The 20,587-nt window shown below is 41.1% G+C and carries 16 protein-coding genes; 10 read left to right on the top strand and 6 right to left on the bottom strand.

All coding sequences use genetic code 11. The features are described 5' to 3' along the window. Nucleotides 1–296 precede the first annotated feature (296 nt). Both QUE86_RS17855 and dgt read right to left on the bottom strand, forming a co-directional pair. A complete protein-coding gene (locus tag QUE86_RS17855; protein ID WP_286260808.1) occupies nucleotides 297–2,855 on the bottom strand; it encodes a hypothetical protein in 2,559 nt (852 codons plus the stop codon). Nucleotides 2,856–2,963: 108 nt separating this feature from the next. Next, nucleotides 2,964–4,421 (bottom strand): dGTPase, encoded by a 1,458-nt coding sequence (gene dgt, locus QUE86_RS17850; RefSeq protein ID WP_130052950.1) that lies wholly within the window; start codon nucleotides 4,419–4,421, stop codon nucleotides 2,964–2,966. Nucleotides 4,422–4,785: 364 nt separating this feature from the next. Here dgt and QUE86_RS17845 point away from each other — a divergent pair, with 364 nt between their 5' ends. Beyond that, nucleotides 4,786–5,985 (top strand): alkaline phosphatase family protein, encoded by a 1,200-nt coding sequence (locus QUE86_RS17845; protein WP_286260807.1) that lies wholly within the window; start codon nucleotides 4,786–4,788, stop codon nucleotides 5,983–5,985. A gap of 223 nt (nucleotides 5,986–6,208) precedes the next feature. Here QUE86_RS17845 and QUE86_RS17840 read toward each other — a convergent pair whose 3' ends face one another. After that, nucleotides 6,209–6,745, bottom strand: coding sequence for a protease inhibitor BamI-like protein (locus QUE86_RS17840; protein WP_167657357.1), 537 nt, complete (start codon nucleotides 6,743–6,745; stop codon nucleotides 6,209–6,211). Nucleotides 6,746–6,940: 195 nt separating this feature from the next. Between QUE86_RS17840 and QUE86_RS17835 the strand changes: the two genes are divergently transcribed. The 3 genes from QUE86_RS17835 (at nucleotide 6,941) to QUE86_RS17825 (ending at nucleotide 9,503) form a co-directional block, all read left to right on the top strand. Then, nucleotides 6,941–7,888, top strand: a complete 948-nt coding sequence (locus tag QUE86_RS17835; protein ID WP_130052947.1) for an ATP-grasp domain-containing protein — start codon at nucleotides 6,941–6,943, stop codon at nucleotides 7,886–7,888. A 142-nt stretch (nucleotides 7,889–8,030) separates the two neighbouring features. Then, nucleotides 8,031–9,179: a benzoate/H(+) symporter BenE family transporter gene (locus tag QUE86_RS17830; RefSeq protein ID WP_130052946.1), complete on the top strand. Its 1,149-nt coding sequence runs from the start codon at nucleotides 8,031–8,033 to the stop codon at nucleotides 9,177–9,179. Nucleotides 9,180–9,191: 12 nt separating this feature from the next. Beyond that, nucleotides 9,192–9,503, top strand: coding sequence for a cupin domain-containing protein (locus tag QUE86_RS17825; protein ID WP_167657359.1), 312 nt, complete (start codon nucleotides 9,192–9,194; stop codon nucleotides 9,501–9,503). A 33-nt stretch (nucleotides 9,504–9,536) separates the two neighbouring features. On the opposite strand, the gene hemH is transcribed toward QUE86_RS17825, so the two are convergent. Beyond that, the gene (gene hemH, locus QUE86_RS17820) at nucleotides 9,537–10,559 is read right to left on the bottom strand and encodes a ferrochelatase (RefSeq protein ID WP_130052945.1); all 1,023 of its coding nucleotides are present in this window, start codon (nucleotides 10,557–10,559) and stop codon (nucleotides 9,537–9,539) included. 77 nt (nucleotides 10,560–10,636) lie between these two features. After that, on the bottom strand, nucleotides 10,637–11,944 hold the full coding sequence (nosR, locus tag QUE86_RS17815) for a response regulator c-di-GMP phosphodiesterase, NosR family (protein ID WP_130052944.1): 1,308 nt from the start codon (nucleotides 11,942–11,944) through the stop codon (nucleotides 10,637–10,639). Between the two features lie 95 nt (nucleotides 11,945–12,039). Between nosR and QUE86_RS17810 the strand changes: the two genes are divergently transcribed. The 5 genes from QUE86_RS17810 to QUE86_RS17790 all read left to right on the top strand — a co-directional run bounded on the left by QUE86_RS17810 (nucleotide 12,040) and on the right by QUE86_RS17790 (nucleotide 17,617). Continuing rightward, nucleotides 12,040–12,999 (top strand): sensor histidine kinase, encoded by a 960-nt coding sequence (locus QUE86_RS17810; RefSeq protein WP_167657361.1) that lies wholly within the window; start codon nucleotides 12,040–12,042, stop codon nucleotides 12,997–12,999. An 82-nt stretch (nucleotides 13,000–13,081) separates the two neighbouring features. Further along, the gene (locus QUE86_RS17805; protein WP_168990047.1) at nucleotides 13,082–13,732 is read left to right on the top strand and encodes a UPF0149 family protein; all 651 of its coding nucleotides are present in this window, start codon (nucleotides 13,082–13,084) and stop codon (nucleotides 13,730–13,732) included. Between the two features lie 316 nt (nucleotides 13,733–14,048). Beyond that, a complete protein-coding gene (locus tag QUE86_RS17800; RefSeq protein WP_286260806.1) occupies nucleotides 14,049–16,592 on the top strand; it encodes a TonB-dependent receptor plug domain-containing protein in 2,544 nt (847 codons plus the stop codon). 117 nt (nucleotides 16,593–16,709) lie between these two features. Next, on the top strand, nucleotides 16,710–17,144 hold the full coding sequence (locus QUE86_RS17795; RefSeq protein WP_286260805.1) for an Xre family toxin-antitoxin system antitoxin: 435 nt from the start codon (nucleotides 16,710–16,712) through the stop codon (nucleotides 17,142–17,144). Continuing rightward, complete coding sequence (locus QUE86_RS17790) at nucleotides 17,144–17,617, top strand: RES family NAD+ phosphorylase (protein ID WP_286260804.1); 474 nt, start codon at nucleotides 17,144–17,146, stop codon at nucleotides 17,615–17,617. The genes QUE86_RS17795 and QUE86_RS17790 overlap by 1 nt, the downstream gene beginning before the upstream one ends. A gap of 228 nt (nucleotides 17,618–17,845) precedes the next feature. Here QUE86_RS17790 and QUE86_RS17785 read toward each other — a convergent pair whose 3' ends face one another. Continuing rightward, the gene (locus QUE86_RS17785) at nucleotides 17,846–19,723 is read right to left on the bottom strand and encodes a monovalent cation:proton antiporter-2 (CPA2) family protein (protein WP_286260803.1); all 1,878 of its coding nucleotides are present in this window, start codon (nucleotides 19,721–19,723) and stop codon (nucleotides 17,846–17,848) included. Between the two features lie 233 nt (nucleotides 19,724–19,956). Here QUE86_RS17785 and arfA point away from each other — a divergent pair, with 233 nt between their 5' ends. Further along, nucleotides 19,957–20,148 (top strand): alternative ribosome rescue factor ArfA, encoded by a 192-nt coding sequence (gene arfA, locus QUE86_RS17780; protein WP_054563243.1) that lies wholly within the window; start codon nucleotides 19,957–19,959, stop codon nucleotides 20,146–20,148. Nucleotides 20,149–20,587 lie beyond the last annotated feature (439 nt).

The following is a 20,587-nucleotide window of genomic DNA, read 5'->3' as shown; positions in this document are numbered from 1 at the left end:
TAGGTCGGGTGTTCTCCTCAGCGATTTAAGCCTTGTAGGAGGTACTTTAGTGCAGAATAGAATCAAACATAATCCATGTAAACCTTTTCAAATTTTCTATATTCAGACGCGCGAAACAAGTTTCACGCCTACGGGGGAAGCATAGGCGCTAGGACGCGATGTAAAATCGCTGCTACAGACTCGCATCTCGTTTCTCGCTACTTTTCCCTCGTAACTTAAGACAATTCCCGGCTAAAGCCAGTCCTACGGGCTTTAGCCCGAAACTTGTAACTTTCCCCTTGTAACTCATAACTTTATCACTCATCCGTTTTAAACTGTTTGGCGCGCTCTTCTGCGTCAATCAAGGCTTGTGATTTTGGCTGTTTGGATTTGCTTTCAATCACAGGCTTCTCGTCTGAACTGGGATCCCAAGCAGGGTCAAGTGATAAGTTGGCAAATGGGTTATGTGGCTTATCATCTTGTTGCTCTAACTCTTTATCAGCTTCTTTAAGCTCATCGTCGTCATTTAACTCTTTAGAAACATCAACCGTTTCTTCAATTGGCTGTGTCGGCTCTTCTAAACTAAATGAAGCGGGTTCATCCTGCAGCTCTTGCTCAAGTGCTTGTAAAGCTTTAGCTAAATCATCATCGCTAATATCGTCTTGATCAGCTGTTGTATTTGGTGCAGTGACTGTTTGATCTTGTTCAGTGAAATGATCAGTAAAAGATAAATCATCATCCATTAATGAAGATAAGTCATACTCAGGTACCTCATCTTTTGCAGGTTCATCATCAGCGGAAGGCTCTTTAGCTGAATATTCATCAAAACCAAACGATGAAGATGCAGTAAAGCTAGGCTCTTCTATTTCTGGTTTCTCAAGTTCGTCAATTTCAGGTTTTTCAAGCTCTTCTACCTTAGCTAAAACTGGCTCATCGTCAGCGATAGGCTCTTTAGTTGAGTATTCATCAAAACCAAACGATGAAGATGCAGTAAAGCTAGGCTCTTCAATTACAGGCTTTTCAAGTTCGTCAATTTCAGGTTTTTCAAGCTCTTCTATCTCAGCTAAAACTGGCTCATCGTCAGCGATAGGCTCTTTAGTTGAGTATTCATCAAACCCAAACGATGAAGATGCAGTAAAGCTAGGCTCTTCAATTGCAGGCTCATCAAGCTCACTAATTTGAGGCTTTTCATGCTTTTCTATCTCAGCTAAAACTGGCTCATCGTCAGCGATAGGCTCTTTAGTTGAGTATTCATCAAAACCAAACGATGAAGATGCAGTAAAGCTAGGCTCTTCAATTGCAGGCTCATCAAGCTCACTAATTTGAGGCTTTTCATGCTTTTCTATCTCAGCTAAAACTGGCTCATCGTCAGCGATAGGCTCTTTAGCTGAATATTCATCAAAACCAAACGATGAAGATGCAGTAAAGCTAGGCTCTTCTATTTCTGGTTTCTCAAGTTCAGTTATTTCAGGAGCCTCTAGTTCTGGCTCTTCAAATGGCTGGGTCTCAGTGATTCGTGGTTCGTCTTCTGCGATAGGCTCTTTAGTTGAGTATTCATCAAAACCGAAAGAAGATGTAGTAAAGCTTTGCTCTCCTAAGGCCGGTTCATCTTGCTGAACGTCATCAGATTGACTATCTACTTCTTCGTTACCGGTGAACGATGAAGAAAGGTTTGCGAGTTTAAGCTCTTGCTCTAGCTCGCGTTGTTCATCTAAAAAGTCATCTTCAGAATCATGCGTGTTTTTCTCGTCGTAGCCAAGTTCAAGATCTTTAAATTGATGGGCATTAGCAAAATCATCTGCAGGAGCGGGTTCTGCTGATGTTTTAGATTCTTGCTCGTCTGTATCATGCTGAGCACTAAAGTGCATAAGTTCAGATAGTTCATCACTGTTTTGTGTTTCGATTGCCGAAAAAGCATTGTCAGGTACTATATTGCTGTCCGCATGCTGGTGATCTTGTTCTTCACTAAGCACGGCGGCAGTTGCATTTTTTAACTCTTCAGCTTCTTTTTCAGCGGCAGCTTGCGCTTCTGCTGCGGCTTTTAATGCTTTAGCTTGCATCAAGCTTTGTTCAAGCTCTGAGTCTTCGTCTGCTTTTTTGCTTTGACGAATACGCACAATCACTAAACCTGCAACAAGTAGCACCAACAACACAATTAGGCTTGGCATAAATAATGAGCTTGAAGAGCTATCATTGTTTTCTGGGATAGGAGCTGGAGTTGGTGCCGGAATAGGTGTTAGCGCCGAATCTACTTTTGTTTCAGGTTCAGATGGTTTTTCAGCAGGTGCTGCTTCAGCTTCAGCACTTTGGGGTTTAACTGCAACAGCTTGCTCTTGAATTGCAGGGCTGGTAGTTGATTCTACTACAGGTTCTTCAGGAGCATCAGAAATCGTAATTCGATCAACTTTTGCTGGCATTTCTGTCTGCTCTGCAGGTGTTGAACTTTGCTCTATTTGCTGTTGCTGTGATACAGGCTCTTGAACTTGGGGCTCTGCAGCTAATTGCTCTGGCTGAGTTTGCTGTTCGTTGATTTCAGAAGGTTGCTCAACAGCTGGTGTAGTCTCTTCTTCAGGCGTAGCTAGAATTGCACCAGAATGTACATTAGGGTTGGCTGCTGTCGCTGAATTAACAGGAACGATTTCTTTAGTTTGTTGTTCTAGTTTTTCAAAGCCAGCTGCGTTATTTACAGGGGTGGGATTTTTACAGTTTTTTTCATAGTTTCTGGCAGCAGATCGGTAGTTCTTATTGCTGGTATTAAAGCGATACTCGTGCATTTGCTGTTTTAACAAAATACACATAGCTTCGTTGTACTGCGCTTTACTCGTAAAGCTTAAGCTTAGGAGTAATAAGCAAAAAGTTGTTCTAATAATTGGCATAAGTTCAGACCAGTAAGGTTTAATTGATGAGCCGACAGTTAATTAATTCTAAGCTGAGACGGGTAATTTATCCACATTAGGTTAACAAATTACGACTATTCGTATTAGCTAATCAATTACCATGAGCGCACGGTATTCGTCGTAAGCAAATTGGTCGGTCATACCGCTGATATAATCTTGAATTAGGCGGCAGCGATAATAAAATTCGTAGGCGGCAAAATGATCTGGTTCGGCTTTTAGGGCATCAATGGCTTTTTGGTAACTATTTAAATGTTTATTAGACAGCTTTTTAACTAGGCGTGTTTCAATTAAATAGTTTTGATCGCCTCTTAAAACACGCTTAAAAGCTTCAGCATCAAGGGTAAGTAAAGGTTTATAGCAATCGAGTAAACCGCTAATAATACGGTAACCTTGCAGCTCTAATCGCTCTACTTCTTTGTGGCAAAATACATGCTTTAAAGCTACCTGTTTTAAAGTGAGCGTAACGGCGTGCAAGTGACTGCGGTCTTCTAATAAAGCCTGATTAAAATCACCGTGATAAATGGCTTCTATATTATTAATAAACCGGTCTGCCGCGTAACTTACCAATGGGTGTAGCAAAGTAACTCGCAGATAGATAAAAAACTCACTGTTAAAATTGTACGGCTGCTCTTGAGCTTTACTTAATGCATAATCAATCGCTTTTTCGGCAAAGTCACTGTGCTTAGTATCGTTAATGGTTAGGTTAGTGAGTGTGCGGGTGTATTGATCTTTTAGCTTTTCACATAGCGACTCAACACTAATAATGCCCTTTTCTACGGCATCTTCAATATCGGCTAAACAATACGAAATATCGTCGGCAGCTTCCATAATATAGCTAGCAGGATGACGGCAGTATTGCTCAATTTCGAGCTCAGTTTGCAGTGCATCTATAAAAGGTTTTTCGCTAAAGTAATAACCCACTTTTTTCATCAGGTAATTTTTATCTTGCGGACTGTCTTTTTTCGTCATGCTGGCCGGGCGGGTGTATTTTAAAATTCCGGCACTTTGGCTGTAGGTTAAGTTTAGTGATAGTAATGAATGAATTATGCGAATACCTTGGGCATTACCTTCAAAGCTTTTGATGTCTTGTGCTAGGTGTTTAAAGATCACACTAATGCCAATACCTTTACAGCGCTCTGGTGTTAGTGCGTCTAAGTGTTTTTCAAACCATTGGTTGATGGCTGCCTCGCCAAAGTGACCAAATGGCGGGTTGCCGATATCGTGCATTAGGCACGCCATTTCTACTAGGCTTTCAAGCGGTCGTTCAAGCCCCGCTAGGCCATACTCTTTTTGTTTTGCATCACTAAGCTTATTAAAAATTGTTTGTACTATAAAACGGCCTACTTGTTGTACTTCAAGCGAGTGAGTTAGTCTTGAGCGCACTGCGGCGTTGCGTTCGAGTGGAAAAACTTGGGTTTTTTGTTGCAAGCGGCGAATTGCAGCGCTGTTAATAATGCGGCCCCGATCACTTTCAAGCGCAGTGTGTAAATTATTGGTAGAACGCATTTCGCGTGCTGGAGTTATTTTCTTACCAAAATCGATCATTTCTCATTCCCACAAAGCGGTAAAATCGGGCTTTTGCGTGTTGTTAGCAAAATTTTGCCAGTTATTAAATTAAATCTAACAGCTTGTATCTTAAATTAAAATATCCATTTTTATTAAAGTTATTACTTTAAATAAGGACCTTTATTCATATATTATTCAGTTTTACGCACTTCTTTATTATCTTTAATTAGAAAGGAAAGCCTTTTGGCTGTATAAAAATGATGTCGGAAGTGACAGATTTAAAGTAAATGGTTCACGTTTAAAAGGTAGTGTGAAAAAGCTAGAAAGCATGATCACAAAATTTTCAAAACAGTTTGATAAAGTCACAGATCAAATCAGCAAATTGAATTAAAAAGGGTTTCGCATGCGTATTTGGCAATTAGTTTTAGCAAGTTTATTAGCGTTCAGCTCGATAGTAAAAGCGGAGCAAGAACAATCGGTCGTACTTATTTCGATAGATGGGTTTCGTTGGGATTACATTGAAAAACACCATGCAAAACATTTAAAAGCAATCAGTGAGCAGGGCGTTAGAGCAACTAAAATGCGCCCTGTTTATCCGACCAAAACTTTCCCTAATCATTTGTCGATTATCACCGGTTTATTACCTGTTAATCATGGCATTGTTGAAAACCGCTTTTGTGATACTGAGCGCAACGATTGCTACAAAATGGGTAAAGGGAAAGACGATAGTACATGGTTTAGTGGCATTCCGCTTTGGAACCTTGCACAAATGCAAGGCTTAAAAGCAGCAACCTACTTTTGGCCTGAGTCAGATGCGCGCTTTAACGGCATGCTGCCTGATTACTTTTATCATTATTCTAAACACAGTGATTACCAAAAGCGTGTTGATCAAATTATTCAGTGGTTAAGCTTGCCAAAAGCACAGCGCCCACGTTTGGTGATCAGTTATTTCTCGCTGGTAGATAGCATGGGACACGAGTTTGGTCCTGATGCTAAAGAAACCTATGATGCGGTGCAAAAGTTAGATAGTTTAATGGCGGATTTATCTAGCCGCTTAAAAGCGCTTGATGAAAACATTAATCTAGTGATTGTGTCTGATCATGGTATGGCGTCTGTTGATCCAAACCTTAGTATTAAAATTGATAGCCTGCCACAAGACGAAAACTTTATAGTGCAAAACACCGGTCCACGTGTTTTATATTATGCAAAACCAGATAGTAAAGCCGACATCAGTGGGTTTAGTAAAAAGCTCGCAAAAGCGGCTGAGGGTCGTTACATCGTGCTAACTGAAAAGCAAAAGCGTGGTTATCACTATAATAAAGGCCCGCGAGTTGGCGATATTATTTTGCAAACCGATGCACCTCGTGTGTTCACTGATAGTAAAATGGCAGGCTATTTGGGCACTCATGGCTATGCCTATAGCGAAGATATGGCTGCAACTTTTATTGCCAACGGACCTGCCTTTAAACAAGGCCTACGTGTAGATGAAGTAAGTAATTTAGATGTATATCCGCTTATCGCCAAAATCCTTGGGCTTGAGATTTTAAGCCCAATCGATAGTGACGGCGCAAGTTTATTCCCAGTGGTAGTTGAAAAGCTGTGAGGGGAAAGGAAGCTTTAAGTCATAAGTTTTAATTTAGTTTGTGGCTGACCTTGCCAAGGTTAAATACGATATAGTAGGCGTGAAATTTATTTCGCGCGAAACAAGTTTCACGCCTACGAGTGAAAACGTTTGGCGCTGGGCGCTAGGATTTAGGCTCTTTGACGCGATATAAAATCGCTGCTACAGACTAATATCTCATACCTCGCATCTCGAAACTCGTAACCTATAACTTTGTCACCCAGCCATATTCACCATGGCTTTGAAATTTATAACTTTGGTTATTGGCATCAAATTGGCCTTGTAGGGTATTTTCTGTGAGGGTCATCACCGCTTGATAGTCAGCTTTAGCATGAGCATTGACCTTACCAAACACACTTCTATCGCCATTACTGGCTTCTATAATGTTACTGATCTCTACGGTGTAACTAAGATATTCGTCTATTACTAAAATAAAGTTATCGCCGGGTTGTAAGGTTTTAAGGGTATCTAAATCAAACTCGCTGAATGCGGTGTTTGCTAACTGTTCGGGTAAACGGCCTTGTTTATATAGGTAATCGTGTGCGCGGTCAGATAACTGGTTAAGGGGCGCAGTTAAGTTCACAATTGGCTGCGGGGCTATTTGATCTGCTTCAGCTTTGTAAGAGGCAACAAACTGCTGAGTGCTGGGTTTTGTTTTAAAACCATCACTTTGAATATGCCATTCATTCAGTGCAAAGGCTGTAAGCGGCAAAATAAAGATTAATGCAAGCGTCCTGTTCACATGTTTCTCTTACGGGTTTTTATGTTAACTTGCTGTTAGTTTTTACCTTAAGTTAACAATTTGGTCAATAGATAATCAGTAAGTAGTTGCTTTTATTATCGTGTCGATAAAATTAATTTGTTTTACTCGATTGCTAATGCTGAGCATAATCCGCGTTTTTTTGTCACTGAAACTCCAAGATTAGAGGTACCGACCATGCGCGGCTGGATCATTTATAAAGATAGCCAAGGTTTGTTAAAGCAAGAAACCTATGAAGTAGAACGTTTACTTGCGGCAGCAAAAGAAGAGGGTATAGAGTTACAGGTTTATTCGCCTGATCAATTTGATCTCACTATCACTCGTGAAGATGGTAAAAGTATTTTAATTGATGGCCAGTCAGTACAACTACCAGATTTTGTTATTCCTCGCATGGGTGCAAGTACAACGTATTTTGCGCTGGCGATTATTCGCCACCTTGAGCGCTTGGGTGTTTACTGTGTAAATAGCTCGCAATCAATTGAAACAGTTAAAGACAAACTGTTCGCGCAGCAAATTCTAGCTGAGTGTAATTTACCAACACCAAATACTATGCTGGTTAAGTTTCCAGTGAATATTGATTTAGTTGAAAAGCAAATTGGCTTTCCTGTGGTTATTAAAACCTTATCAGGCTCGCAGGGCAGTGGCGTATTTTTATCAAAATCAAAAGAAGAGTTTGATGACTTAATGCAGCTTATTGAGGCTGCAAATCCACAAGCAAACATTATTTTACAGCAGTTTGTTAAGTCCAGCCATGGCCGTGATTTGCGAGTACTTACTATCGGTGGTAGAGCGGTAGCTTGTATGGAGCGTAACTCGCAAGGTAAAAACTTTAAAGCCAATGTGAGTGCCGGTGGTACAGGTAAGTCATTCCCTATTACACCAGAAATTGAATGGCTTGCTACACAAACTGCTAACGTACTTAATCTTGATGTAGCGGGCATTGATTTATTGTTTGATGAGCAACACTTCAAAATTTGTGAGGCAAACTCAAGCCCAGGTTTTGAAGGCTTAGAAGGTGCACTGGGTATTGATGTAGCCAAAGAAATTTTGCACTTTATTCGCATTCGCTTAGGTATTTTCGATAAGCCTACCGTGGTCAAAGAGCCTTGTTTAGAGGTGGTTTAATTTTGTAGAAGGCGTGTTACTAACACGCCTTTTTTGTCTCATCTGTATAGTAATCAAATCTTAAAATACTACAAAAGTGTACAGTGCCATTTAGCAAATCATAGGATATGGTAGATTTTTAATTGCCATGGAGTATGTGTACATGAGTCAGCTCATCAGTCGAGCAACTGCGGGGTTAGTGGCCGTTATTATTGGTTTTACCAGCTCAATAGCGCTTATTTATCAGGTTGTTATGGTTTTAGGTGGCACGCCTGATTTAGTTGCTAGTTGGGTGCTAATGCTCGGTCTTGCTATGGGGTTGAGCTCAATTGCTTTGTCTTATTATTATAAAGTGCCCATTCTTATCGCTTGGTCAACAACTGGTGCGGCACTACTTATTTCAAGTGCCCAAGGGTATAGCTTAAATCAAGCTGTTGGCGCGTTTATGTTCTCTGCGGCGCTGGTGTTTTTGTCTGGCATTACTGGCATATTCGAAAAAATGATGAATAAGATACCAAGCCAACTAGCTTGTGCCATGCTTGCTGGCGTGCTGGTGAATTTTGGTATTGATGTATTTAATTTTATGAACGAGCTACCTTTAGTGATTGGTTTAATGGTGGCCGTATATTTGTGCGGGAAACGCTATTTCCCGCGTTTTGCTATGCTTGCCGTGGTTGTGGCTGGCTTTTTAATGGCAGGCCTAACGGGGCAAATCGATACAACTAGTTGGCAATGGAGAATGAGCGAGTTTGCTTATATTGCTCCTGAGTTTGATCTTAACGCTATGATAAGCGTTGGTTTGCCGCTATTCATTGTGACTATGACATCGCAAAACTTACCGGGTATTGCCGTGTTAAAAGCACACCATTATAAAGCACCCGTGTCGGCCGCTTTAAATGTTACCGGGCTATTAAATGTGATTATTGCGCCATTTGGTGGCTATGCCATTAACCTTGCGGCCATCACCGCTGCCATTTGTATGAGCCCTGAGGCTGATAAAGACCCAAGCAAACGTTATTGGGCAAGCATTGCTGGTGGTGTGTTTTACATTATTATGGCGCTCCTTGCAGCTACGCTAGTTGGTTTGGTAGCAAGCTTGCCACAGGCATTGATTTTGGCGTTGGCAGGCATTGCCCTATTTGCAACCATTGCCAGTAGCTTACAGCAAGCATTAACTGAGGCGTATTATACCGAAGCCGCTATCGTGACCTTTTTAGTCACAGCTTCAAACCTAACTTTATTCTCGGTCGGTTCTGCATTTTGGGGAATTGTTGCAGGTACGGTGACCTTGGTTATGACTCGTAAAGATTGAGGGATTTAAACGATGCAAGTTATACGAAGTCGCGAATTCACAGCTGATCGAGCTTGGGGGGCATTAGATATTGCCAATATGAAAGGTATTACAACACGTTTGCATTGGACAAATAAACCTTACAAATGGCATATCAATGATGGTGAAGAAGTTTTTGTGGTGTTAAGTGGCCAGGTCGAAATGCTTTATAAGCAGCATGGTGAAGTATGCGTTGAGCTTCTCAATGCAGGGGATATCTTTTTTGCCAGTGTTGGCACGGAGCATGTTGCAAAGCCTAAGGGAGAAGCGCGAGTTTTGGTTGTCGAGTCGCAAGGCAGTGTATAATAAAAAAGGCCCCAAATTTGCTGGGGCCTTTCGTTATTTAAGTAATGGTTTTATCACTTCAAACATGGCATTGATATGGTCATCACGGGTATTCAATGCAGGTATATAACGGTATTTATCACCGCCTGCATGTTCAAAAATTTCGCGATTTTCACCTTCTATTTCTTCTAATGTCTCTAGACAATCGGCACTAAATGCAGGGCTGATGATTGCAATATCTTTAATGCCTTCAGCAGGGTAGCTTTCAAGTGTTGCGTCAGTGTAAGGCTTTAACCATTCTGCTTTACCAAAACGGCTTTGGAATGTAGTTACAGCAAAGTCTTTCTCAAACCCAAGTTTTTCGGCAACTAAACGAGTAGTTTGCATACAAAAGCAATAGTATGGGTCGCCATTTTCTAAAAACTGTTTAGGTGTACCGTGGTACGAAAACACTAGCTTTTGTGGTGTGCCGTGGGCATTTAAATCTTCGCTAATGCTAGCAGCTAAAGCATCAATGTATATAGGGTTATCGTGATAACCATTAATAAAGTGAAGCTCTGGTACCCAGCGCCACTTACGCAGTACATCTGATACCGCATCAAACGTTGAACCAATGGTGGTGCTTGAATATTGCGGGTACATTGGCAGCACAATAACGCGTGTGATGCCTTTTTCGCGAAGCTCTTCAAGGCCAGCTTCAATTGATGGGTTACCGTAGCGCATCGCCATAACTACATCGGTGTCTTGGTGTCCTTTTTCCTTTAAAAGGGCTGCCAGCTTTTTGCTTTGCTCTCGGGTAATGTGAGTCAATGGTGAGCCGTTTTCAGTCCAGATACTTTTATAAAGTGCCGCTGAGCGTTTTGGGCGTAAAGTAAGTACAAAGCAATAAAGGATGATCATCCAAATAAAACGTGGGATCTCAACGATGCGAGGATCTGATAAGAATTCGCGCAAGTAAGTTCTAAGTGCCGCGGTAGTAGGTGCATCTGGGCTACCTAAGTTGGTCAATAAAATGCCCGTTTTTTTGTTGAATCGGCCATCATGTGGCTTATCGGTTATGGCGGAAAATCGCGACACTGAGTGCTCCTTTAGAAGTAATCGTAATATAAATCACATTGTAACGAAGTAAGCTGAATATGTGATCACTTTATTCGCTAATTTTTGATCATGATTCTGAAAGGATTTGGTTTTTTCGTTTCAAGTTGTTGTAGCTTAGCAATTGATTTGGCACCGAACACATGCCCTTTTGGTAAAAGCAAGATACCATCATAGCTTCTAAGTGCATGGCCGAGTACCATGCCGTTTTTAAGATCCTGTGCCGTGAGAATCTTCATAGTGCCCACTTTTTGATCACTAGCACAGCTGATTTTAAGGCTCCCTAACACTTCTAAAATCTTTGGGTGGTAGTGAGTACCGCTATATAATTGTAGCTGATCGAGTGCGCTTTCATAACGGCTGTTGTCATTTACTGTGATATGAGCAATTGCTTGCCAAAAATCACGCGCTACAGCTAATATCATTGCCGTAATTGGAATTTCTTTACCTTTTAAACCCTTAGGTGTGCCGGAGCCATTGTAGTGTTCAAATTGGTAATAAATTGCTTCAGATACATCATGTAAATGGGGAGCGGGCATTAGCATTAGCTGAGCGGTACTAGGGTGTGTGTAAAATAACTTTTTTTGGTTCTCTGTAAGCTCTCTGGTTGGCTTTTTATAAAGCTCTGGCTCCATGGCAAGCAAGCCAATTTGTGCTAGGTAGCCTGCCATTTCTGCCATTTCAATATGTTTTTTATCTAAACCAAGATGTTCAGCAATTTGTTTGCTGGTAGTGGCAATGTTTTGTGCTTGCATACCATCAAGGTATGGGTTGGCATTAATAAAGTTATATAAAATCTCAAAGGTACTGCGATGCTCGTGTTTTTCACGTTCGTTTACTTCTTCTAGTTGTTTGAGCACTTTTCGAATTTGTAGAGTGCGTTTTTCGACCATTTGCTCAAGGTTGTTGTTTAGCTCTTTTAACTGGCTATTTTGCGCTTTTATTTTTTGCTCTAACTGCTTGTTTTGGCGCTTTAATGAGGTTTTTTCTATGCCATCACTGATGTTGCGCAGCAGTAACTCATTTTGCCAAGGTTTTTGAATGTAAGCATGGATCCTACCTTTATTGACCGCAGCAATAGTGTTGTCGATATCTGAGTAACCAGTTAACAAAATCCGTTGAGGCTCAGGGTCTATATTGAGTGCTTGTGCAAAGAAGTCAGCGCCATCTATGTTTGGCATTCGCATGTCGCAGATAATCACATCAAAACTATAGGTAGCTAAAATTTTTAGTCCCTCAAGTGGATCTGCACAGGCTTTTGCAGTGATGTTATTCGCTGATAATAATCGCAAAAGAGTCCGCAAGACGATTTCGTCATCATCGATGCATAAAACCTGAATATGTTGTTTGCTAACTTTTTCAGCCATAGCGCTTTACTGTGAATCATCGTTAATCAATAACATAGCCTTAAATCCAGCCTTGTGCTAGGTTTTAAAAGAGACAAATAAAGTTTGAGATGAAAATGGATGACTTTAAGCAAGCCTACTTATTAGAAAAAGCGGCCAGAGAAGAAGCTGAGCAATTGCTTGCAGATAAAAGCAGGATTTTAGTGGCATTAAACAGTGAGCTTGAGCAAAAAATTGCTGATTTAAAACACCATCAAGCCATGTTTATTCAAGCTGAAAAAATGGCTACTTTAGGAACACTCTGCGCAGGGGTTGCGCACGAAATAAATAACCCGCTTGCCTATAGCATCAGTAATGTTGATTGTTTAAAAAACTATTGTGATTACTTTAGTGATTTGCTCGCTGTGTGCGATGAGTTTGCTTGTAGTGAAACCGATAAAGTAACATTCTGTAAGCAATTAACTGAGCTAAATAAATTGCATTCATTTCGCTTTGTAGCCGAAGAGCTACCTGACTTAATTAGCGATACCTCACAAGGATTGCAAAGGATCAGTAAAATTGTTGCTAATTTATTAGATTTTTCGCGGCCCAAAGGTCACGACAAGCAATTTGCTGATATGACAGATGCAGTAAAAAGTGCCGTAAAACTATTAGCAAACCAACTGCGTGATTGTAATTTACATACCCAGTACAGCCCTATATCACAAAGTTGGTGTAACTTACCTGCGATAAGCCAAGTGATAGTCAATATCCTAATTAATGCAAAACAAGCCTGTGATAATCAAAAATCAAATGCTGAAATATCTGTTGCAGTATATGAGCTCGAACAGCATATTTATATAGATATTGAAGACAATGGCGCCGGCATGTCAGAAGAAACCATTGCGAAAATATACGATCCCTTTTACACCACAAAACCTGTTGGAGAAGGCACCGGCATGGGGATGACCATGGTGTATGCCATAGTGCATGAACATCAAGGCTGTATTGATATTCAAAGTACAGAAGGAATGGGCACAAGAATTAGCTGCGTGTTTCCTGTGCAAAGTCAGGTCAGGAAAACTGTAACTAGCTGACAGTATTTCAGTTGTTGCAAAAATTTGTGAATTCGCTAGGGTAGGAATACACCCATAGCAAACCAACATGCAAAGGCTCAATATGCTAAATCAACAAAGTTCGGATGTGTTTAAAAACTACCTCGCGAGTCAAAGCGAGACTAATCAAGTTAGTTTGGACCAAGTGCTTGGTTATATGTCTGGTCTACTGGCCTGCTCAGAGTTTTTTGGGGAATCAGAATTAGCAAATTATATTGCTGACAATGATGAAGCGGTATTCAACACCTTAATGACAGATTCAGAGCCTCGCGATGCGATGATTGAATTGCTTGATAACATCACCGAAGCACAAGTTGAACAAAAGAAAATCTTAGCCGAATTATACCCAAATGAAGTAAACAGCAATGAGCCAAGCCAAGCATTGCAGGACTTTTGTAGCGGCTATATTGCGGCGTATATTGTGAACCAAGATATTTGGCACAGCGACTTACAATTTTTACTTAAAGCTGATGATCAGCAAGATAATGAAAGCGAAGATGGTCAGCTGTTTATTGATAATTTTGAAGCAACTCTCGATTTACTAACGACCTTCGCGATGTGGGATCAGGCGCTGGCAAATCACCCTGAACCAGAAAAACTAGGCGAAGGGTTTGTCACCTTCTTTAATGCGCTAGACGAGAGCTTATCTGAGATTGCCACTATGGCGTTAATGCTTGAAGATGAAAAACTGGCGATGCTTGAGCAAGATCAGTAAACATTTCCCTTCTCAGTAGAGATAAGCTGATAGTTGCATTATTTTGCTTATTTCTACTTAAAAACGAATAATTTCTGTTTGTAAAGTCCTATTAATACTACAAATGGGAATGTTTATACCTAAGTCGTACCTTATTTTTCTTCCCTTTTGTGTATTTGTTGATAGGATGTTTTGTAAGAGTTAACTCGCAGGCTTGAGTTAACTTTCAAAAATCGTGATTTCTAAAATCAACAACACGTGCTTAGTGCTTTTCTTAATTTCTCCAAAAGGGGCGTTTTTTTGTTTTAAGGAAAGCCGGAATATCAACAGGATACACATGACAACACATTCTTTAAGTATGCTGGCCGTTGCGGTTAGTGTGGCTGTTTCTGCGACTTCAGTGCAGGCAGCAGAGCAAGCATCTGCTGCTAAAGCAGATAAAAACATCGAACAAATCTCAGTATTAGGCTCACGCGTTGCTAATCGTACGGCTACCGAATCAACATCGCCGGTTGATTTGATTGATGCTGACGACTTAAACAAAGGTGGTTTCACTGAACTTGGTCAAAGTCTGCAAGCGACGGCTCCTTCATTTAACTTTTCTCGTACGCAAGTGTCAGATGGCTCTGACTTATTTAGACCTGCGACTCTTCGTGGTTTACAGCCAGACCAAACGTTAGTGCTTATCAATGGCAAACGCCGTCATAACCAATCTATTTTTGGTTTAAATGGTACTGTAGGTGCCGGTGCTGCGGGTACCGATATGAATGCGATTCCTCTTACTGCGTTAAAAGGCGTTGAAGTACTTCGTGATGGTGCTGCTGCGCAATATGGTTCTGATGCGATTGCCGGTGTTATCAACTTATCGTTAAACGATTCAACCGGTGTTACAACGGGCTATGTGCAAGCAGGTAGCACGGGTGAAGGCGATGGTGACACTATTTCAATGGGTTTAAACCGTGGCTTTGATTTGGGTGATGAAGGCGGTTTCATTAACTTTTCTTTGGAATACCGTGATGCGGATGGTACAAACCGAGCAGAGCGTGATATTGGTGGCTCAGTTGATGTGCCCGCTGGGACGCTATCTGATGATGTTCGCTGGGGACAAGGTAATGCTGATAGCGAATTTACCTCTGTGTTTTATAATATGGCGTTACCTTTTGGTGAGACCGAACTTTACTCATTTGGCGGATACTCAAACCGTACTGCGCTAGGTAATGGTTTTTACCGTAACTTTGACCAAGCAGCGAAGAACGTGGTGCAAGTGTATGGCGATGGCTTTTTACCTCGTATCGATAACGAAGCCGAAGATATTTCGTTTTCACTTGGACTGCGCGGTGAGTTAACTCCAGATTGGGGCTATGACGTATCTGCCGTACATGGTGAAAATAGCTATGATTTCACATCTAAAAACACGCTAAATGCGTCGTATGCTGCTGAATATGTGGCGAATAACCCTGATGCAAGCGATGCTGATATTGTTGCAAATGCAGGCCCTAACGGCGGGTACTCAGGGGGTTTTAGATTTGACCAAACGACTATAAATGCAGACCTCAATGGTATTGTCGATATTGGCCGCAGCGAGCCATTATACGTATCTGTGGGGGCTGAATACCGTAAAGAAAATTATGAAATCGTGCCGGGCGAAGAAGCCTCTTATGCGTGTGGTTTAGCTAATTCAGATAGCTCATACCCTGCGGTAAACGACAGCAGCGTATTCGCTGAGTGTGGTTTCCAGGCATATAACGGTTTACGTCCTGAAGCATCAAACAAAGAGAGCCGCCACAGTTATGCATTTTATGTAAATGCCGAAACGCTGATCACGGACGCATGGCAAGTAAGCACAGCGCTTCGTTATGAAGATTTCTCTGATGCCGGTGATGACATCATTGGTAAGCTAGCAACCCGTTATGAAATTACCGATGACTTTGCTGTTCGTGGTGCCATTTCTTCTGGCTTTAGAGCACCATCTCTACAACAAAGTGCGTATACCGCTTACACCACAAATTTAGGTGCTGGTGGCGTATTACTGCAATCATTTACGGCAACAGCAGGCTCTGATTTCCCCTCAGCACTGGGTGTTGATAACCTCGGTCTTGAAAGCTCAGAAAACTTAAGTGCAGGTTTTGTTTATAACGTAACCAGCGATTTATCTCTAACCGTTGATTTTTATCATGTTGCAATTAAAGACAGAATTACTCTTGGCAGCTTAATGTCTGCGGATGATGTGGCATTTAGTGCCGAAGCTGTCGCTGCACTTAATGCAACAGGGGCACAGCAAGCTAACTATTTCTCAAACTCGGTTGATTCAACCACCAAAGGTGTTGATATCATCGCTTCGTATCGCACTGATTTGTACGATGGTAATTTCTCAGCAACGTTTGCAGGTAACATTAACGAGACTGAAATTGATGATGTGAATGCACCGGAAGGGATTCCTGAGTCAATTGCCCTTGATGATTTACAACGTAGTTTCTTAACAGACGGTCAACCAGGTGAGCGTGCAACGTTAACATTTGAATACGATCGTGGCGATTTCAACAGCATGCTACGCTTTAATTATTATGGTGAAACAGACGTTAAATACTTTGGTAATGACCACATTGGTTTGCCTGATCAATTATCACCTACAGGTGAGTTTAAAGACACAAGCACTGTTGAGTCAGCAGTATTAGTTGATGTTAACCTTGGTTATCAGTTAACTGACGAACTGATGCTATCGGCGGGTATTGATAATATCTTTGATGTAACCCCAGACGAACTTGGCGAAGACGAAGCTCTTGATTTTATTACTAACCAAGCATTCAAATACCCTGTTCGTGCATTACCTTATGGTTTTGATGGTATGACTTACTACGCAAAACTGAGTTTTAGTTTTTAATTCCTAAGTTGAAGTGAAACTTAAATAGCGCCTCAAGGCGCTATTTTTTTGCTTAATTGTAGTATCCGACATTTGTCGCTATAATAAGTGACAGTTGTCTTTTTGGCGAGGTGGAAAATGAATGCTGTTGAAACTGATTATTTAGGTGTGGTGACTGATGGTCGAGTGACTATCAATTCAAATACTCTTGATGAAATAAGTGTTGCAACACAAGGCGTGACAGTCAGTGCGATTAAATCACTCGCTAAAGAGCTAAATTGGGACGCTAATAGCTTAGCAGCCTCAATCGGTACCACTATGCGTACACTCGAAAGATATAGTAAAGACCGAAAGCGGTTGAATGCCAAGTTGAGTGAAAATGCGTTAGAAGTGGCACGTATTTCGTCACAAGGGATTGCTTATTTTGGTGATGTTAAACGCTGGAACGAATGGCTTAGCACCCCTAATATTCAATTTGCTAATCAAGAGCCAAAGTCGGTGATCCATACAATCCGCGGTCGTGAGCTTATAAAACGCGTGATACTTGGGCTTCAGTACGGGTTCACCGCTTAATGATTTGCTACCGAATAGCACCCAAAATACATAATGATCTAGCTAACGCGTTATCTGGGCTGGGTGGTTTGTATGCACAGGGAAGGTGGCATTTTGTAGGTAAACCTATTGTATATACAGCGAGCTCACGCTCTTTAGCTATGCTTGAGCGATTAGTGAATGACACAACGGATATTTTAAGTACAAACCTGAGTATTACAACGATTCAAATCCCTGATGACCTTAAGATTATTAGGCTAGTAGCCAGCGAGCTGCCAAGCGCATGGGATGATCACCCTTACATTACAGAGACTCAGGCGTTAGGTTCTGATTGGCTAGCATCGATGGACGCAGCCGTACTTCAAGTTCCTTCTAGCATATGTCCTGACGAATACAATTTTTTAATCAACCCATTGCACACAGACATAAGCAAAATAAAATGCATTGATAGTAAAGACTTTTTCTATCCAAATCGATTGGCTGCAAAGCTTTGAGTTAGTTGGCGAGGGTAAAGGGTAAAGTTTGCGAGATGCGAGTTTGTAGCAGCGATTTTATATCATGTTTTATCCTATTCAATGTAGTCTCTTTGAGAGTATTTGTTTTCTCTGTGTAGCGCGAAGCGCCTCTGTGTTCTCTGTGGTTCAAATTATTTTCACAAAGAGAAGTTAATGAGAAGATAAAGAGGAAGTGAAAACACCTCCTCCATAATTGTAATATTTATGCTATTTCGAACGACTAACAACTCGCTCGCATATCTCGCGCATTTGTTGTTTAATTTTAGGCTCTTTTTCTTCAAACAGCTTATTAATGCAATCGATATAGGCATGGTTTTCTTCGAATGGTACGCCGATTTCGTAGACATCGGCGGCTTCGCGTAGCATTTCTTTATCAAACTCACTGAAGATATCGATCATTTCTTGGGCTTTTTCTCGCTCAATACCCAGTGCCTCAAAGGAAGAGCGACCCATGCGCAGTGTACTGTCATATGTTTCGCGGATAATATCGCGACAGCCGTAGGCCCATAAGTCGTATACATGGTGACGATCAACTGCGCGGGCAACTACATGTAAATGCGGATAATTTTGCATAGCATAGCGGACTAATTTAGTTATTTGCTCTGCATCATCAAGTGCAACAACCAGCAATTTAGCATCTTCAATGCCTGCTGCACTTAGTAGGTCAGGTCGAGTGGCATCACCAAAAAAGTTACGAATACCAACACGCTCCAGCGCTTCAAGTTGTTTGTAGTTGTAATCAATCACGGTGGTTTTATAGCCGCCAGCTTGTAAAATACGGTCAACAAGGCCACCCATTCTGCCTGAGCCTGCAATGATCACATGGCTATCATCAGGGAACTCTTCTGTATCTTGCCTTGCTTGTTCACAAATAAAGCGCGGTGCTATCACACGTTGATACAGAATGAATAAGCCTGGCGAAAGCAGCATGGATAAAGTAACAACCAGTAATAGTTGGTCGGCAACGGCTGCGGCTAAAACATTATTAGATACACTGTAAGCCAGTAGTACAAAACCAAACTCACCAGCTTGTGCGAGCCCCAGTGCTAGTAACCAAAGTGCAGCGCCTCTTAGCCCAAAAATACGGCCTAAAATTAACAGCACAACTGTTTTAGTTACAATCAGTACGCCAGTTAATAGCATTATGGTAGTAAGGTTATCTGCGAGTAATTGAAAGTTGATACTTGCGCCAACGGTGATAAAAAATAGCCCAAGCAGTAACCCTTTGAAGGGATCGATATTACTTTCGAGCTCATGTTTATAAGGTGAATTTGCAAGCACTACACCTGCCAAAAAGGTACCAAGCGCAGGTGATAAGCCAACTAATGACATCATCAAAGCGATACCAATAACAAAGAATAAAGCCGTTGCGGTAAATAGTTCACGAAGCCGTGCTTGTGCTACAAATCTAAAAATTGGTGCGGTTAAGTAGTTACCACCAAAAACGACGAGCGCTATCATACCTAAAGTAACCAATGCTGCTTGCCAGCTCTTAAGGTTTGCTACCAAGCTTAAACCAGCATGACCGTCTTCGCTTGCATAGGCTGTATCAGCCATTACGGGTGCTAATTCTGGTAAAGCTAGCAATGGAATAAACGCCAGCATAGGAATAACAGCTATATCTTGGGTGAGTAATACGCTAAATGAGGCTTGGCCACCATCTGATTTTAATAGCCCGCGCTCTGAAAGCGTTTGCAGTACAATTGCGGTAGATGAGAGCGATAAAATTAAACCTATTGTGAGTGCCGATTGCCAAGCATGACCAAATGCTAAACTAATACCAGTAAAGGCTGCGGCTGATAAAACCACCTGTCCGCCACCAAGGCCAATAAGCTGTTTTCGCATTGACCAAAGCGCTTTGGGCTCAAGCTCTAAGCCAACAATAAACAGCATCATTACCACACCAAACTCAGCAAAATGCTGGATGGCAATCACATCAACATTTAAAAATGTCAGTGTTGGCCCAATAACAATACCTGCGAGTAAGTAGCCAAGCACTGAGCCAAGCCCAAACTTGCTGGCGATAGGCACGGCAATTATGCCTGCGATCAAGAAAATATAGGCGATTAAAAGAAAGTCAGTCATCGTAATCCTGTTTGTTTTTAATTAACTATGATTGTTTTCGCTAGTTTTGCCAGCAGTTAGGTAGTGAATGCAGTTAAAATGCGAATTTTGTCAGAAAAATGACAACAAGGCATGGTGTTTAGTAAAAGCACTTAAGACAAAATAAGTGGGGAAATCATCGTTTTTTTCTTAAAAACCGCTTGCGTAGCGCTTAGGTAGGTATATACTCGCAACACTTTAAATAGGAGCAAAAAATGAGCAAAAAGAAACAACGTACACAAGGCCAAGTTGATACCGGTCGTGGTGTAATTAACGATAATGTGTACGCCGCAATGGTGACATCTAAGCTGTTCACCGCAAAAGTAGAGAAACCTAAAAAAGGTAAAGGTGCATATCAACGTAAGGCAAAACATGCAGGACGAGAGTCCTATTTAATCGCTGCTTAATTAAGTTGTGATCAAATAGGATTTTTGTGAAAAGCAAACACTGAGTGTTTGCTTTTTTTACGACTAAAATTTGTGTTAAGAATAACTTTCACTCAATTTTTATAGAAATTTTTACCTGAAAACTAATTTATTCGTTATATACCCATAATCGATACGATAATTATTTTCGCCTACCCTCACACAAGCGTTGCTTGTTTTTTATACAAGCTAGAAGTACCGCGCTTTCCATGGTTAAATTATTGTTAATTTTATGTTCATTTTTACTCGGTAGAATCATTCTCGTTTTTGCTTTTTGATAAAAATAATTAATTCTTTTTTAGTGGTTTTAACTAAATTATACACCAAAAAGTGCGTTTATTTTACCTGTTGTAGGTAAATTTGGACTTGACGAACTACCACTTTGTGTTACTTTAAAGTTGGATTTGTAAAATAAATGTTA

Origin of the sequence: Pseudoalteromonas apostichopi, assembly GCF_030297135.1 — a bacterium.
GTDB lineage: Bacteria > Pseudomonadota > Gammaproteobacteria > Enterobacterales > Alteromonadaceae > Pseudoalteromonas > Pseudoalteromonas apostichopi.
This window is presented reverse-complemented; position numbering and strand designations above follow the sequence as displayed.